The organism is Allomuricauda sp. M10 (assembly GCF_020782875.1).
Taxonomy (GTDB): Bacteria; Bacteroidota; Bacteroidia; order Flavobacteriales; family Flavobacteriaceae; genus Flagellimonas.
Genome location: NZ_JAJGBN010000004.1, coordinates 332,733 through 349,445, shown reverse-complemented (window position 1 = coordinate 349,445; position 16,713 = coordinate 332,733). Strand labels below are relative to the sequence as shown.

Genomic DNA, 16,713 nt, shown 5'->3' with positions numbered 1-16,713 from the left:
AACCTAAAATATTTGACGTATGATTTTAATCGTGGATAGTGGTGCCACTAAATCCGACTGGATAGCCCTTGACGATAAAGGAGAGCAATTGTTCTTGACCCAAACCTTAGGTTTGAGTCCTGAAGTGTTGACCCGTGAGGTTATTGAAGATCGTTTGGCCAACAATTTTGAACTTTCCAAGAATAGGACAGAAGTACGTCAATTGTTTTTCTATGGTGCCGGTTGTGGTACCGATAGAATGAAAAATTTCTTAAAAGCCATTTTCAAGGATTTCTTCCCCAATGCCAAAACCGAAGTTAGGGAAGATACCTATGCAGCCATCTATGCCACCACCAAAATTGGTAGACAAGGTATTGTCTGCATTTTGGGAACGGGTTCCAATTGTAGCTATTACGATGGTCACCAACTTATTCAAAAAGTAACCTCTCTGGGATACATTTTGATGGATGACGGTAGCGGAAATTTCTTCGGACGTAAATTGCTCAGGGATTATTACTTCCACAAAATGCCACAGGATCTGGGTATCAAGTTTGCCAAGGAATATGATTTGGATGCCGATGTGATCAAGGAGCACTTGTACAAACAGCCCAACCCGAATACCTATTTGGCAACATTTGCCCGTTTCATCATTGAAAACAAAGAACATCCTTATTGTAAAGGTGTGATAGAGAAGGGATTGCAGCAGTTCGTGAACAACTACATCATGCAGTTTGAATTGGCTACCAAGGTTCCTGTTAGCTTTGTTGGCAGCATCGCCCATTTTCTACAGGACGAACTCAAAGCCTGCTTGGAACGCAATGATCTGATTTTGGGAGTCATCCGCAGAAGACCCATTGAAGGTCTAGTGGAGTTCCATAAAGAGACTATTTAACGGCAATCATAGAAATCTCCACATTTACAAATTTGGGGAGATTGGCAACTTCTACAGTTTCCCTTGCAGGAGCAGTATCTGCATCAAAGTAGGTGCCATACACCTCATTGATTTGGGCAAACTGGTGCATATCTTTTATGAAGATGGTAGATTTCACCACATGCTCAAAAGTCATCCCTGCTTCTTCCAAAATGGCCTTAAGATTTTCCATGGATTGCTTGGTTTCCTTTTTGATATCTCCTTCCACAAGTTTCCCTGTAGCTGGATCGATTGGAATTTGCCCGGAAATGTAAAGGGTGTCCTTGATCAAGGTTGCTTGGTTATAAGGCCCTATGGGAGCTGGTGCTTTGCTAGTATTGATGATTTTTTTCATGGTGATCGGTTTCTATGTTAAGGGATGAAAGTATTCAAAAAGGTTATCGGTTCCTATAAGGTTGGCTTCGGTTTTCCCATTTAAGATCGCTAAGTATGGAACTGCTGATACCAATAAAGAAGTACCAACGTTCGTATCTTCCAAATGGGGTCCAATCAAAGCTCATCTTAAAACTTCCCAATTCGCGTTTAAAGGCGAATCGGGTATCGGCAAACCCCTTGTTCTTTAAATCGTAGCCAGAGTTAAAGCCAACCTCCCATTTGGGGGATAATTGAATATTTCCCGAAAACATTAGTGAATGGTTGGTAATTTCGCCCTGTCGGTTACTGTTATTGTAGGTGGCCACGTAGGTAAATCGGGCATCCCAGGGTAATTTGTTGTTATATAAGGGGATTTCCTCGTTGCCTGACTCCCTTTCATCTCCACCAAAGTGTCGGTCGCCAGTTTGGGCACCCTCTAATTCAAATGGGTTAGCGCCATAATCGGTATTTTGCTGATTATTTTTATTGTCCTTCTTTTTAGCTCCTCCTTTTTGGAACATTTCACTGTTCAGGGAGAAACCTGTGTTCAATCGGGCAGAGGTCAATCGGGCCAAACCGCCACCATTGTTAATATTCAAGGTGTTGATTCTTCTTCCTGTATTATCAATGGCATAGGGATCAAAAGTAGCTGCAAAGTTAATGGGCACGTTTTTGATGATTTCCGTTGCACCACTCATGCTTATCGGACTCAATTTAAGTGAATCCGCTTCAAAATTATAGCTTGTTGAAAATGTTAGGTTGCTGAGGATACTTATTTTCTTGGGCTCCGTTGCCGTGGAATCCTTGTCGCGCACCTTGGCCTCCAAAGTATTTTGTAAGGAGAAGCTAACAGAACTTCCCTTGCTCAAAGAAGGAGTACCATATAAACTGGTTTGGAAAGGGGTGTACTGTACTTCATCACCATCTCCATCAATATAGGAGTCGTAAAATTGCTCAAAAGAAGGGGCGTAGCTATAACTGACGGACGGACGCATAACGTGGCGTAATGCCTGAATTTTCTTGTCCTCGCCAAAATTCCATGTTCCGTAAACCGTAGTTCCGATGCTGGTGCCCAAGCTATAACGGTTAAAGCGATCAAAACCGGGAATGGTGTCCGTAACCACTGCTTCCTCTACCGCGTCGTATTGCCTTCGGATGGTTTCCAAAGTCCAAATATCCTCATATGTACCACTAAGGCTCACGCTAAAATACTTGGCCACTTTAAAGTTGGTGGCAATAGGTAGGCGGTGGCGCGCCCCAATCTTGGCCTCATCGAACATTTTACTGGTGAAGAAATCCTCCTCCGTAGTGGTAATGCTGTTTTGTGCATTTACATCATACTGAAAATTGATGTTCTCAAAAGCACCCTTTTTTACTTCGTCCCTTTTTACGAAGGGATAGATACGCTCCATACTACCTTGAAAAGTTGGTAAGGACATATTGATGGTTTGTGTCCTGGAATTTTGGGTATGGCTCAGGGTTAAACTAGTGTTTACCGATGGATATTCAGGAAAAGTCTTGGAATAACTAATGGACGAAGCAAAGGTGTTCGTTTGCGAGTTGTTTCGGTTTACCTGGTTCAGGGAGTTGGTGTAATACTGGCTGCTACCCAAATTTACCGAAGCCGAAAACCTTGAATTGGGGCTTGCTTTGGTGTCCTGGATATGGGAAATCCGAATGTTGTAATTACTGGATCGGCTGTAATCGTCAAAACCTTTTTGGCTCTGGATTAAATTTTCATAACTGATCCTAATGTTCCCTTTGAACTTATACCTTTGGGTATACACGGACTGCCCGATGAAACCGTAACTTCCATTCGTGTAGTAATCCCCAGTAACACTAAGGTCAACATAATCGGAGATGGGAAGGTAATATCCACCGTTCTGGATAAAATAACCTCTGTTAGGGTCATTACCAAAAGTCGGGAACAAGAGTCCGGGAGCCCTTCCTTGTGTCAATGGGAAATAAGCGAAGGGCAGGGCAACAGGTGTGGGAACATCCACAATGTACATGTTGCTGAAACCTGCAATGATCTTTTTCTTGGGTACAAACTTGGCTTTCCTTACCCGTATATAATAATCGGGATCTACGGTGTCTTTTGAAGTGGTCAATTTTCCCTCACTCAAAAAGTAAACGGAGTCATTTTCCTTTTTGGTTACTTGGGCGTAGACCTTCATGGCGTCGCTACCCAATTGACCCAAACCGGCCTGTTGTTCGGTCCTGGAATTCCAAATAATGGCTTTTTCGGTATCAAAATTAAAACGGATGGAATCGGGTCGCACCTCATTGTCCCCTTGTTTAAAAAAGGGCAATTGGGAATAATTCCCCAGGCTATCCTTCATTCTTCCTGCGTAAACCTCATTTTTAACATAATCCATCACAATAACACCTGCCTTCAACTCGGTATCTTGATAATAGATTTCAGCTTCATCATAAAGGTAAATTTTGTTCTCCTTCTGACTCATTTTTACATAATCCTTTGCCTTGTATTTGATTTTGTCCAATAGCAAAGGCTGTTTTTTGGGTACCGAATCCACTTCAACAGAATCGGTTTCTTTGGTTTTGTCAAAAATGTTTGAGGTAAGAATAGGGGCCTGAATGGTATCCTTTACCGCCTTTATGGGCAAAGGTGTAATCTGGTCTTCCTGAGCGCTTAAGGTCGCATAGCCGCATAGAAGAACAAATAGGAAAACTAGAAGATGTTTATTTGGTTGCAACGTGATAAATCCTATTTTTGTGCTAGTTTGGCCCAGTTTTTGGCCTCAAACTTACATATATTTTTTGGTCTACTTATGGGAGATTACCATATTTTTAACCAATACAGGGCACTATAATCAAGCAGTTCTTATGAATAAAAGTCGGTCAGCATTTTTAGTTTTTCTTCTCTTTGTCCTTCCGTTGACATCTTTTACGAAAATCGAAACCAAGATGCCACCGAAGGATCAATTTGTTGTTGTATTGGATGCAGGCCACGGCGGGCACGATCCAGGGAACCTCGGAAATGGCTATTTGGAGAAGGATATCGCCCTCGCCATTGTGCTTAAAGCGGGTGAAGAATTGGCAAAGGATCCTAATATTAAAGTAGTGTACACGAGGAATGATGACACTTTTGTGGACTTGTTTGTTCGTGGGCGAATTGCCAACGAGGCCAATGCCGATCTTTTTGTTTCGGTACACTGTGATTCCCATAATTCTGATGCCAATGGGGCAGGGACCTTTGTTTTGGGACTACATGCCAACCGACAAAACTTTGAGGTGGCTAAAAAGGAAAACTCCGTAATCTATTTGGAAGACGATTATGCCACCCGATATGCAGAGTATGATATCAATTCTCCCGAATCCATTATTGGGTTGACGATCATGCAGGAAGAATTTTTGGAACAAAGCATCCATTTAGGAAAAAAACTACAGGACAACTTTACCAATGGCCTCAATAGAAAGGATAGAAAAGTAAAACAAGCCGGGTTTATAGTGTTACACCAAACCTTTATGCCCAGCGTGTTGATAGAAACCGGTTTTTTGACGAATAAAAGTGAAGGAAGTTATCTCAACTCCAAAAAGGGCCAGCAAGAAATGGGTAAGGCCATTGCCGATGCTGTGCTGTCCTATAGGGAAGAATTGGGAACAGGAGTGGTTACCACACCACCTTCACAACGTATTGAAAATACAGAAGTCGCAGTGAATCTTCCAGAGGAAACCAAAAAGGAAGAAGCTCCGATTAAAGAGGAGCCGAAAACTGTTCCGGTCAAAGTGGAACCCAAGGTTGTGAAGGAAGAGGTCACCCCACCTTCAAGTACGGGAATTGTGTATAAGGTACAAATTATGGCCAGTGCCAAAAACATCCCGTTAAAAAGTGAAAACTTTAATGGATTGGACCAAATGACGAAGGAGCCCTACAAAAATCTATTTCGATATATGTATGGTAACGCCACCAACATGGACGAAGCCAAAAAGCTCAAGGCCAATGCGGATGCCAAGGGCTATAGTACATCATACATCGTTGCCTATAAAAATGGAAACAGGGTGCCATTGACCGATGCTTTGAAGTAGCCATCAGATCAATGGTCTCCTTGTAAAAAATATTCCTAATTTTGTTTAAACTGTAAACCGAATCTTTTGAAACTATCCAGGGAAATCAAGACCGGGATTATTGTAGTCGCAGGAATCGTGGCCTTTATCTTTGGGCTGAGCTACTTAAAATCCTCTCCTCTTTTCGATAATAACAAAACGTTTTATGCCGTATACGACAATGTTGGGGGGTTGCAACCCGGTACCCAAGTGTCCATCAACGGATATAATGTTGGCAATGTGACCAGTATCAAATTTAAGGATGGCTCCGGAAAATTGTTGGTAACGCTTTCCGTGAGCAATGAATTTCAATTTTCGGAAAACAGCATTGCTGAATTGTTCGATACTGGGATCATTGGTGGAAAAGGAGTGCAGATCGTACCCGTTTTTGATGATGCAGCAATGGCCAAGTCAGGTGATACCCTTCAATCCAAAATTAAACCGGGCATTACCGAACTGGTGCAACAAAAATTGACGCCTTTGCAAATGAAGGTTGAAGGAGCGGTCTCCAATGCGGATTCTCTTTTGATGAACTTTAATGAAATTTTGGACGATCCCACCAAAAAGGAACTGAAAGCGACCATTGTATCCTTGAATGAGCTGGTACAAGCTTTTAAAGGCAGTGCTGATAAAATGAACACCCTTTTGGAGAACAACAAAATGCAATTGGATTCTTCCTTGAAAAATGTGAGCCATATCACTTCCAATTTCTCAAAACTATCCGATTCCTTGGTCAATGCAGATTTAGGAAGTACCCTTGCCGAGTTCCAAGGTACGGTCAGCAAGCTCAACGGAATTTTGGCCAAAATTGAAGAAGGGGAAGGTTCTTTGGGCAAATTGCATAAAGATGATGCCCTTTACAATAATTTGGCAGCAGCCTCGAGGGAGCTAGATCTTCTGTTGCAGGATTTCAGGTTAAATCCAAAGCGCTACGTGAATGTTTCTGTTTTCGGGAAAAAGCAAAAGGATTATACCTTGCCTGAAAATGATCCGGCTGAACAAAAAGAAAATCAGTAGATGGAATACGTACCCAACATTCTCTTTGCCATAGCCCTAATTGCTGGGGTGGGTTTCTTTACCCGAAATGTGAAAAAGCTTTCCAGGAACATCAAATTGGGAAAAGATGTGGATGTGAGCGATAATAAGACGCAGCGTTGGAACAATATGATCCGAATTGCCTTGGGACAGACTAAAATGGTAGTGCGTCCGGTTGCTGGGATTATGCACATTTTTGTATATGTGGGGTTTATTATCATCAATTTAGAGGTGCTAGAGATTATTCTTGATGGTCTGTTGGGGACCCATAGATTGTTTTCCTCACTGGGTTCCGTCTATAATTTTTTGATCGGTTCCTTTGAAATTTTGGCCTTCTTGGTCATTGTGGCCGTGGTTGTATTTTGGATTAGAAGGAACATCATCCGATTGCAACGATTCATCAAACCAGAAATGAAGGGCTGGCCCAAAAAGGATGGGAACCTGATTTTGTATATCGAATTGGTGTTGATGACCCTCTTTTTGACGATGAATGCAGCGGATTCCCAATTACAGCAATTGGGAGCAGAACATTATGTTCAGGCAGGTTCATTTCCCATCAGTCAATTTTTGACTCCTTTAATGAGTGGCATGTCCGAATCTGGATTAATGGCCATTGAGCGAACAGCTTGGTGGATGCATATCTTGGGAATCTTGGCCTTTTTGAACTATTTGTACTATTCCAAACACCTTCATATTCTTTTGGCATTCCCGAACACTTATTTTGGCAAGGTGAAGCCGAAGGGACAACTCAACAACCTGCAATCCGTTACCAATGAGGTGAAGTTGATGATGGATCCCAATGCAGACCCTTTTGCCGCGCCAGCAACTTCTGATGCTGCGGTTCCCGAAAAATTTGGGGCTTCGGATGTGATGGATTTGAATTGGGTGCAATTGTTGAATGCCTATACCTGTACCGAATGTGGGCGATGCACCTCGGAATGTCCGGCTAACCAAACAGGAAAAAAATTGTCCCCACGAAAAATCATGATGGACACCCGTGACCGTTTGGAAGAAGTGGGCAAAAACATGGACGCCAACAAAGGCGAATTTGTTCCGGATGGAAAACAACTCTTGGACGATTATATCAGCAGGGAAGAGCTTTGGGCGTGTACCACCTGTAATGCTTGTGTACAGGCATGTCCTGTGAGTATTGATCCTTTATCTATCATTGTGGAAATGCGAAGGTACTTGGTCATGGAACAGTCCGCTGCTCCAATGGAATTGAACAATATGATGTCCAACATCGAGAACAACGGAGCTCCTTGGCCTTACAACCAAATGGATCGCTTAAACTGGGTAAACGAATAAATCGAGCACTATGGGTGAACAATTGAGGGTGAAAACCATGCAGGAGTTTATGGCCGAAGGCAAACAACCGGAAATTTTGTTTTGGGTAGGTTCGGCTGGAAGCTACGATGACAGGGCTAAAAAAATATCCAGGGCTTTTGTAAAGTTGTTGAACCAAGCCAATGTTGACTTTGCTGTGTTAGGTCAAGAGGAAAGCTCAACAGGCGATGTGGCCAAAAGGGCTGGGAATGAGTTTCTGTTCCAAATGCAGGCCATGATGAACATTGAACTGTTGAATGGTTATGAAATTAAAAGGATTGTGACCTGTGATCCCCATTCCTTCAATACCCTGAAAAATGAATACCCAGGTCTTGGTGGCACCTATGATGTTTTGCACCATACCCAATATTTGAAAGAACTTTTAGATCAGGGACGTCTGACCTTGCGAGGAGAAACTTATAAAGGCAAGCGTATCACTTTCCACGATCCCTGTTATTTGGGTCGGGCCAATTCAGTGTATGAAGCACCAAGGGAAATCTTGGCCAAAACCAACGCCGATTTGGTAGAAATGAAACGCCATAAAACTACCGCTTTGTGTTGTGGTGCCGGAGGGGCACAAATGTTCAAAGAACCAGAAAAAGGGAATATGGACATTAATGTTTTACGAACAAAGGACGCTTTGGAAACCAATCCCAACATCATTGCAACGGGTTGTCCGTATTGCAATACCATGATGACGGATGGCATCAAAGCACATGAAAAAGAAAACAGCGTTACGGTATTGGACGTAGCCGAACTATTAGCAAACTCCATTTGATATGTTGGTAGATTTTAACGAATTGCCCGATCATTCCCGAATTTGGATCTATCAATCCAATAGAAGTTTTTCAGAATCCGAGTTGTTGGAGATAGAGCAGAGTATGTCGGAATTTTTAAAGCAGTGGACCGCTCATGGGAGTGATCTGCATGCCGGTTTCGAGATCAAATACAACCGTTTCATTGTTGTTGGTCTGGATCAGACGAATGCAAGTGCATCTGGTTGTTCCATAGATGCTTCCGTACATTTTATCCAAATGTTGGAAAAGAAGTTTCAGGTGGAACTTTTGGATCGCATGAACGTTTCCTTCAAGCAAGGGGAGTTCATCGCATACAAACCTTTGATGGATTTTAAGAAAATGGCCAAGGCAAAGGCGGTATCGGCCAACACCATCGTTTTTAATAATTTGGTGGCTACCAAACAGGAATATCTTGAAAATTGGGAAGTGCCTGCAAGTGAAAGTTGGCATTCCAGATTTGTTTAGGAAGTTCTTAAATTATCTTAATTTCTGTGCATTCCTCGACCAAATGCAATATTTTTATCAGCAATAAGTTCATGTCTTAGACAAGGTATTTATGCGGATAAAGCTCTACTTCCTCCTAATCATATTCATTTGTTTTCAATCTTTTGGCCAAAAAGACCCTTTGGCCACCAAGGATTCTGTGGCACAACAGGCTTGGGTAGAAAACCAATACAATTCCATGTCCCTGCAAGAACGAGTGGGACAGTTGTTCATGGTCAGTATTGCCTCCAATCAGGATAAGGCCTCTACCGATAAAATCAAAAACCTGGTAAAACAAGCAGGGATTGGTGGCGTCATATTTTTGAGTGGAACACCCGTTGCACAGGCCAAACTGACCAATGCTTACCAAGCTGAATCCAAAGTGCCCTTACTGATCGGAATTGATGCTGAATGGGGCATGGCCATGCGCCTTGATTCTACCTATGCTTTTCCTTGGAACATGACCCTTGGAGCCATCCAGGACAGTACTATTGTGGAAAGGGTAGGGCATCAAATTGGAAGACATGCCAAACGTTTGGGCATTAATATCAATTTCGCTCCCGATTTGGATGTGAACAATAATCCACGAAATCCCATCATTGGAAATCGTTCTTTTGGAGAAGACCCGAAAAATGTTGCACAGAAAGGAATCGCCTTCCTAAAAGGATTGGAAGCCGCTGGGGTGTTGTCTTCTGGGAAGCATTTTCCTGGTCATGGTGATACAGAAACGGATTCCCACAAAGCGTTACCTATCATCGATTCGTTTAAGGAAGAACTGGATTCCATTGAGCTTTTTCCGTTTAAAAAAGCTATCGAAAACGGACTCAGTTCCATAATGATTGCGCATTTGAATGTTCCGGCCTTGGAAAGTAGGGAGGGGCATCCTTCCACCTTGTCCAAAGCCATTGTCACGGATTTGTTGCAAAAAGAATTGGGTTTTAAAGGGTTGATTTTTACCGATGCGTTGAACATGAAGGCAGTTTCGCAATTTGCTCCCGAAGGAGAAGTGGAACTGCAAGCATTTTTGGCTGGTAATGATGTACTTCTAATGCCCGAAAATGTGGACAAGGCCAAAGAAAAAATGATGCAAGCCTACAATTCCGGATTGATAACGGAAGAGCGATTGTCCCTTTCGGTAAAGAAAATATTGAAAGCAAAATACAAGGCGGGGTTGAACGATTACAAGCCCGTTCTTCTGGGAAACCTTTATGAAGACCTGAATTCCGTTGAAAATGATGTGCTTTATGAAGAAGCCATAGAAGGTGCCATCACGGTGGCCAAAAATAATTTTTCATTGATGCCCATCAAAAAACTGGATAATAAGAAAATTGCTTACTTACATTTTGGTGATGATTCGGGTTCGGTATTTCTGAAATCGTTGAATAAATATTATAAGGTGACCGAAATTGATGCCAAGAACATTTCGGAATACAAAACGGAACTGGCCAATTATAATTTGGTGATCATCGGCTTCCACAAAAGCAATGCAAGCCCATGGAAGGGTTATAAGTTTTCACAGAACGAACTGTATTGGCTGGAAGAAATATCACATTTACGAACCAGTAACACTATACTGACATTATTCACTAAACCATATGCCCTTTTGGATGTACCCAATATGGATGCCATAGATGGGGTGGTGGTGGCCTATCAAAATAGTGCCATTGCCCAAGAAAAGGCAGCGGAAGTTATTTTCGGCGCCGTTGGTGCAACAGGAAAACTACCGGTTTCTGCCCATACGGAATTCCCAGTGGGAACCGGTGTGGAGTTGAAATCCATTCAAAGGTTGGGCTACAGTATTCCGGAACGAGTTGGGATGAGCACTGAAGGTTTGGCCATGGTCGATTCTATGGTACAACAAGGCATCGATTCCTTGATGTTCCCTGGAGCCCAGGTTTTGGTGGCAAGAAAGGGCAAGATCATTTACAACAAGAGCTTTGGAAAGCCCACCTATGATTCCCAAGATAGCATTACCTCCGAATCTATTTATGATCTGGCCTCCCTGACCAAAATTTTGAGTACCCTGCCCATGATCATGAAAATGGAGGAAGAAGGGAAAATTGAGCTCAATGATACGTTCAAGGACTTAATGCCGGAGTATGCCAGCACTGAACTTAAAGATGTAACGGTTTTGAAGGCCTTGTCCCATTATGGTAGGTTACCTTCATGGATTGCCTTTTATTTGGATACACTGACCAAGGATAGAAAACCTTCAACGGAGTTTTACAGGAACAATCCTTCCGATGCATTTCCATATAAAGTGGCCGATCATTTATATCTCACAAGATCGTACAAGGACTCCATTTATAATCGGATAGGAAGACAGACTTTAAAGGCGAACCGTTATCGTTACAGCGATGTAGGATATTATGTTTTCAAGGAATATATTGAAAAGACCTATCAAAGACCAATTGATGAATTGGTGGATGAGTTTTTTTACAAACCTATGGGTTTACAGAGGACCACTTTCAATCCTTTGAAAAAATTTCAGGTTGATGAGATAGTTCCAACTGAAGAGGACGACTATTTCAGATATCAGCGGATACAGGGCTATGTGCACGATATGGGAGCGGCCATGCAGGGCGGTGTTGGCGGCCATGCAGGATTGTTCAGTACGGCGGAAGACGTGGCAAAGATCATGCAAATGTACCTGCAAGGAGGATATTATGGTGGGGAACAATTGTTGAACGAACGTACTGTCAAAAAATTCAACACCTGTTATTTCTGCAATAAGAATGTACGCAGGGGAGTAGGTTTTGATAAGCCCCAATTGGAGCAAAAGGGACCTACCTGTGGTTGTGTCTCGCGGAAAAGTTTTGGGCACAGCGGTTTCACGGGTACTTATACCTGGGCAGACCCAGATGCCGAACTGGTTTATGTATTTCTATCGAACAGGACATACCCAACTGCTGCCAATAACTTGTTGATTAATTCCGCATTGCGGACACGGATACAGCAGGTGATTTATGATTCCATTATTAACTAGGCTAAGATTAATGCCTTAGATTTGTTTTTATGAAAATTGCGATAGTTTGTTACCCAACATTTGGTGGTAGTGGAGTAGTGGCCACGGAATTGGGGATTGCCTTGGCAGCAAGGGGGCACGAAGTACATTTCGTTACCTATCGCCAACCGGTTCGTTTGGAACTTTTGGGAAACAATATCCATTTTCACGAGGTACACGTGCCAGAATATCCCCTGTTTCATTATCAGCCATACGAGTTGGCGCTTTCGAGTAAATTGGTGGATACCATCAAAATGCACGATATAGAACTATTACATGTTCATTATGCCATTCCTCACGCCTATGCGGGATACATGGCCAAGAAAATGCTTCAAGAGTCCGGTATTTTCATTCCTATGATCACTACTTTGCACGGAACTGATATTACCTTGGTGGGCAAGCATCCTTTCTATAAGCCTGCGGTTACGTTTAGCATCAACAAATCGGATGTGGTCACCTCTGTTTCCGAAGCGTTGAAGCAAAGCACGTTGGAGCTTTTCGATATAGAAAAGGAAATTGAAGTGGTGCCCAATTTCATCGAAATTTCCAAATACCGACCTGAGTATACGGATTGTCAACGATCCATGATGGCAAGGGAAAATGAACGGATTGTTACCCACATCAGTAATTTTAGGAAAGTAAAACGTATTCCTGATGTAATTCAGATTTTCAACAAAATCCAGAAAGCCGTGCCTGCCAAATTGATCATGGTAGGCGAAGGACCTGAAAAAGAAGGGGCCGAACAAATGTGTGAAGACCTTGGGATTAAAGATAAGGTACTGTTCTTGGGCAATAGTAACGAAATTGATAGGATTCTTTGTTTTTCCGATCTGTTCCTATTGCCTTCGGAATCTGAAAGTTTTGGTCTGGCCGCCTTGGAAGCCATGATCAACAATGTAGCCATTATTTCTAGCAATACAGGAGGTATCCCAGAAGTGAATATAGACGGGGTTTCAGGATATTTGGCCAATGTTGGGGATGTGGATACCATGGCAGAAAAGGCCATTGAAATTCTGAAGGATGATGTGGTACTTAAAAAATTCAAGGACAATGCTTTTAAAGTGGCCTCCAAGTTCGATATTGTAAATATTCTTCCGCTTTACGAAGAAATTTATGAAAAGGCCTATAAGTCCCGATTCAAGAATACCTTTTGATCATGGGAAGGATGTTGGTTTTAGGGCTGATCTGTTTTCTTTCGTGCAAGGCACAAAAAGACAATATTAAAGCGGCTGGGGAACCTATGCACGATTTGGTTTTGGTAGACCATGATGACTTCAGTACGATTGCCGATTATGAGGTAAGAATTATCCAAGACCAAAAAAGCCTTCAAAAATTCTACTCCAAAATCAACATGACCCGGAAACCCGGACTGCCGGTTCCCATGGTAGATTTTTCTAAAGATATGTTGATTTTGATATGCTTGGGAGAACAACAAAAAGTAGTGGAACCATTGTTGTCAAAACTTCAAGAAACGGCCGCAGGGATTACTGTTTCAGTACAATTGATTGAAAAACAGCAAATTGAAAATAATACGGTGCAGTCTATCCATTATCCCTTTTATCTGTATAAAATGCCGATAATCGATAAGAGTATCGATTTTCAAAAGGCTGAAAATTAAATACTTGAAAATCATTTTTACTTCTTATCGAAAATTAACGCACTTGGAAGTGCAAAATTCACCTATTGATATTGTTGGTATAGCTTTGTAATCGATAACCTCAAATCGCATACAATGAATATTTCAAAACCTACATTGGCAATCTTGTCATTATGCTTTATTTCTTCCGTTTTAGCGCAGGAAGTGGAACAACTTACCAAAAAGGACAGTATCGTGCAAAGTTATTGGTTGGTTACCTTGGGCACCAACATTGTTGATGATTCCGGAGATGAATTTGGTGAACTTTTTGATCTTAGCGAAGGTTGGAACATGGTGCCGTACCCATCTCGAATCAGTGTAGGCCGCTATTTTAAGAACGGTCTTGGACTGGAAGCGATCGGTACCTATAATAAATACAAGGAAGGAAAGATCATAGACAACGTTGTCAATACAGAAGACATTGATTATTGGGGTATGGACTTCAGGGTCAGCTATGATTTGAACATGATCCTTGGTGAAACCGGTTTTTTTGATCCATATATTGGAATCGGAGCAGGATATACCGATGCCAATAATCAGGGTAGGGGAACATACAATGCCGTACTAGGTTTTAGGACTTGGTTTTCAGATCACTGGGGCTTGGATTTCAGCTCTACCGGAAAATGGGCCATGAGTACTGAAAATGCCACGAACCATATTCAACATGGATTGGGATTGGCCTATCGCTTTGAGGTGGAAAAAGGACTTTCCCGCAAAGGGGAGGAGAAATTGGCCCTTTTGGAAGAATTGGAAAAAGAACAACAAAGGGTGCAAGATTCCATTGCGAAAGCAGAGGAGGAGGCCCGTTTGTTGGCAGAACGTCTACAAAGGGAAAAAGAAGCTGCTGAACTGGCTGCCGCAGAAAAAGCAAAGAAAGATGCAGAAGATGCAAGAAGGACAGCTTTGCAGAGCAAGATCAACGATTTGGGGAATGTGTATTTCAAATTGAATTCTTCTTATCTAACTTCACATGATAAGGAATTATTGGATCAACTGGTCGCAATTATGGAAAGTGAGCCCAATTTGAGCATCAAGATTAGTGCCCATACCGATTCAAGGGGGACAAAAGAATACAATCAATGGCTATCCGAAAGACGTGCCCAACGGACTGTGGAGTATGTAGTGTCCAAAGGCATTTCACAGGAAAGGATTTCCAATGAGGCATTTGGTGAAACACAGTTGACGAATGAATGTGGGGATGGGGTGAACTGTCCTGAGGAAAAGCATAGCAAGAACAGAAGATCCGAGTTTGTGATTGAGGAATATTGATTTTAGTGTGTTATCGATTAAAATTTAATTTTAACGACTATCTGAAGTTGGAACTGAAAAAGATTTTATTTTCAGCAACCAAAACAAAAAATCACTAACCAAAGGGTCTTCCCTTTCAACTAAACACAACACAATCATATGGTCATTTTAGGCTTAAACTATTATTTCCACGATTCTACTGCATGTATAGTCGTGGACGGCAAACTTATTGCGGCAATCGAGGAAGAACGGTTGAATAGAGACAAACACACAAGGGTATTTCCACAAATGGCGGTAGACCGCTGCCTCAAAATAGCAGGTTTAGCATATGAAGACATAGATCACATTGCGGTTTCTATCAAACCAACCCACAACCTAGGTAAAAAATTAGGTCATTTGATGGGTAATCTGAATAGGTTTAAGCCCTTTGTTAACCATGAGTTTGTGCATGCCTATAATAAACAGAAAGGATTTTGGAACTGGTTTAAGTATCACTGGGAAAGCAAGAAAAATGGACCCAAAGTTCATTTTATACCCCATCACTTCAGCCATGCACCGGGGTCTTTTTTTGTTTCCCCGTATGAAGAGGCCGCTCTATTGGGAATTGATGGTTCTGGAGAGTGGGCCACCACATGGTTAGGATATGGTAAAGGAAACAAGGTGGAATGTTTGGGAGAAAGTTTCTTTCCACATTCCTTAGGGTCTTTTTATGAAGCCGTTACTCAGTTTTGCGGGTTTAGGACCAGTTACGACGAAGGAAAAACCATGGGATTGGCCCCTATGGGTGACCCGGAAGTATATAAGGAAGAGGTTGGAAAAATGGTAAGCGTGGATAAGAACGGCCAACTACATTTTGACTTGAGCTACTTCAATTTTCAAAATATGCATTGGAGAAGGCTTTCTCCAAAATTCTACGACATTTTTGGCCCGGGCAGAAAACATGGTGAGCCATTTGAAAAACGCCATATGGATGTTGCCGCTGCTTTTCAAAGGATATTGGAGGACAGGGTGTTGGAGATTTGTGAGATACTTCACCAAAAAACAAAAGCTGATTATCTTGTGATATCCGGGGGTGTATCCCTTAATAGTGTGATGAACGGAAGAATTGTCCGTGAAAGCAAATTCAAGGATGTTTATGTGATGCCGGCAGCCGGTGATAACGGGACTGCCATTGGTGCTGCTTATTATCTTTATAATGGACTTTTGGAAAAAGAAAGAAACTTTGTTCACTTAGACCCTTATGTTGGGACAAGCTATACCAATGAAGAGATAGAAAAAGTGCTAAAAGGAGCAAAACTTCCCTACGAATACCATGAAGATATCTGTGAAAAAGCTGCTTCATTACTGCATGAAGGACAAATCATAGGGTGGTTCCAAGGCAAAATGGAAATTGGACCTAGGGCCCTTGGTAGTCGAAGCATCTTGGCCAACCCAGCCATAAAGGATATGAAGGATAAGATCAATGCAGAGGTAAAGTTTAGGGAAGCCTATAGGCCTTTTGCCCCTTCTGCCATTGTGGAGGCCAAGGATGATTTTTTCGATTTGGAAGTAGAAGCTCCCTTTATGCTAAAGGTTTGCAATGTTCTAAAGGAAAAACAATCCGTGATACCTGCAGTGACCCATGTTGATGGTAGTGCCCGCTTACAGACTGTACGTAAAGAATTGCACCCAAGATATTATGACGTCATTGACAAACTTGGCAAAAAAACAGGGGTGCCCGTAGTTTTGAACACAAGTTTTAACATTCAAGGAGAGCCGGTTGTAGAGTCGCCAGTTGATGCCATTAGATGTTTTTGGTCAACAGGATTGGACAGTTTGGTGATCGGTAATTATGTTCTGACCAAAAAATAAA

General features: G+C 42.1%; 13 protein-coding genes. 11 read left to right on the top strand and 2 right to left on the bottom strand.

What is annotated here, in order from left to right:
• The first annotated feature begins 19 nt into the window (after positions 1 to 19).
• Positions 20 to 871 (top strand): N-acetylglucosamine kinase, encoded by an 852-nt coding sequence (locus tag LKX84_RS12780; protein ID WP_228237548.1) that lies wholly within the window; start codon positions 20 to 22, stop codon positions 869 to 871.
• Here LKX84_RS12780 and LKX84_RS12775 read toward each other — a convergent pair.
• Together LKX84_RS12775 and LKX84_RS12770 are read right to left on the bottom strand one after the other, a co-directional pair.
• A complete protein-coding gene (locus LKX84_RS12775) occupies positions 864 to 1,244 on the bottom strand; it encodes a RidA family protein (protein WP_228237547.1) in 381 nt (126 codons plus the stop codon). The genes LKX84_RS12780 and LKX84_RS12775 overlap by 8 nt on opposite strands.
• A gap of 43 nt (positions 1,245 to 1,287) precedes the next feature.
• A complete protein-coding gene (locus LKX84_RS12770; protein ID WP_228237546.1) occupies positions 1,288 to 3,981 on the bottom strand; it encodes a putative LPS assembly protein LptD in 2,694 nt (897 codons plus the stop codon).
• A 130-nt stretch (positions 3,982 to 4,111) separates the two neighbouring features.
• Here LKX84_RS12770 and LKX84_RS12765 point away from each other — a divergent pair, with 130 nt between their 5' ends.
• From LKX84_RS12765 to LKX84_RS12720, 10 genes are all read left to right on the top strand, one after another.
• On the top strand, positions 4,112 to 5,314 hold the full coding sequence (locus LKX84_RS12765; RefSeq protein ID WP_228237545.1) for an N-acetylmuramoyl-L-alanine amidase: 1,203 nt from the start codon (positions 4,112 to 4,114) through the stop codon (positions 5,312 to 5,314).
• Positions 5,315 to 5,380: 66 nt separating this feature from the next.
• Entirely contained in the window at positions 5,381 to 6,349 is a 969-nt protein-coding gene (locus tag LKX84_RS12760) for an MlaD family protein (RefSeq protein ID WP_228237544.1), read from the top strand.
• Positions 6,350 to 7,675, top strand: coding sequence for a (Fe-S)-binding protein (locus tag LKX84_RS12755; protein ID WP_228237543.1), 1,326 nt, complete (start codon positions 6,350 to 6,352; stop codon positions 7,673 to 7,675).
• Positions 7,676 to 7,685: 10 nt separating this feature from the next.
• A complete protein-coding gene (locus tag LKX84_RS12750) occupies positions 7,686 to 8,471 on the top strand; it encodes a (Fe-S)-binding protein (protein ID WP_228237542.1) in 786 nt (261 codons plus the stop codon).
• A gap of 1 nt (position 8,472) precedes the next feature.
• Positions 8,473 to 8,955, top strand: coding sequence for an ABC transporter ATPase (locus tag LKX84_RS12745; protein ID WP_228237541.1), 483 nt, complete (start codon positions 8,473 to 8,475; stop codon positions 8,953 to 8,955).
• A 91-nt stretch (positions 8,956 to 9,046) separates the two neighbouring features.
• Positions 9,047 to 11,959 carry a glycoside hydrolase family 3 N-terminal domain-containing protein gene (locus LKX84_RS12740; protein WP_228237540.1) on the top strand — a complete coding sequence of 971 codons (2,913 nt, stop codon included), beginning with the start codon at positions 9,047 to 9,049 and terminating at the stop codon, positions 11,957 to 11,959.
• 29 nt (positions 11,960 to 11,988) lie between these two features.
• The gene (gene bshA, locus LKX84_RS12735; protein WP_228237539.1) at positions 11,989 to 13,131 is read left to right on the top strand and encodes an N-acetyl-alpha-D-glucosaminyl L-malate synthase BshA; all 1,143 of its coding nucleotides are present in this window, start codon (positions 11,989 to 11,991) and stop codon (positions 13,129 to 13,131) included.
• A 2-nt stretch (positions 13,132 to 13,133) separates the two neighbouring features.
• A complete protein-coding gene (locus LKX84_RS12730; protein ID WP_228237538.1) occupies positions 13,134 to 13,595 on the top strand; it encodes a hypothetical protein in 462 nt (153 codons plus the stop codon).
• A 114-nt stretch (positions 13,596 to 13,709) separates the two neighbouring features.
• Positions 13,710 to 14,882 (top strand): OmpA family protein, encoded by a 1,173-nt coding sequence (locus LKX84_RS12725; protein ID WP_228237537.1) that lies wholly within the window; start codon positions 13,710 to 13,712, stop codon positions 14,880 to 14,882.
• A gap of 138 nt (positions 14,883 to 15,020) precedes the next feature.
• Complete coding sequence (locus LKX84_RS12720) at positions 15,021 to 16,712, top strand: carbamoyltransferase (RefSeq protein WP_228237536.1); 1,692 nt, start codon at positions 15,021 to 15,023, stop codon at positions 16,710 to 16,712.
• The last annotated feature ends 1 nt before the right edge of the window (position 16,713 follow it).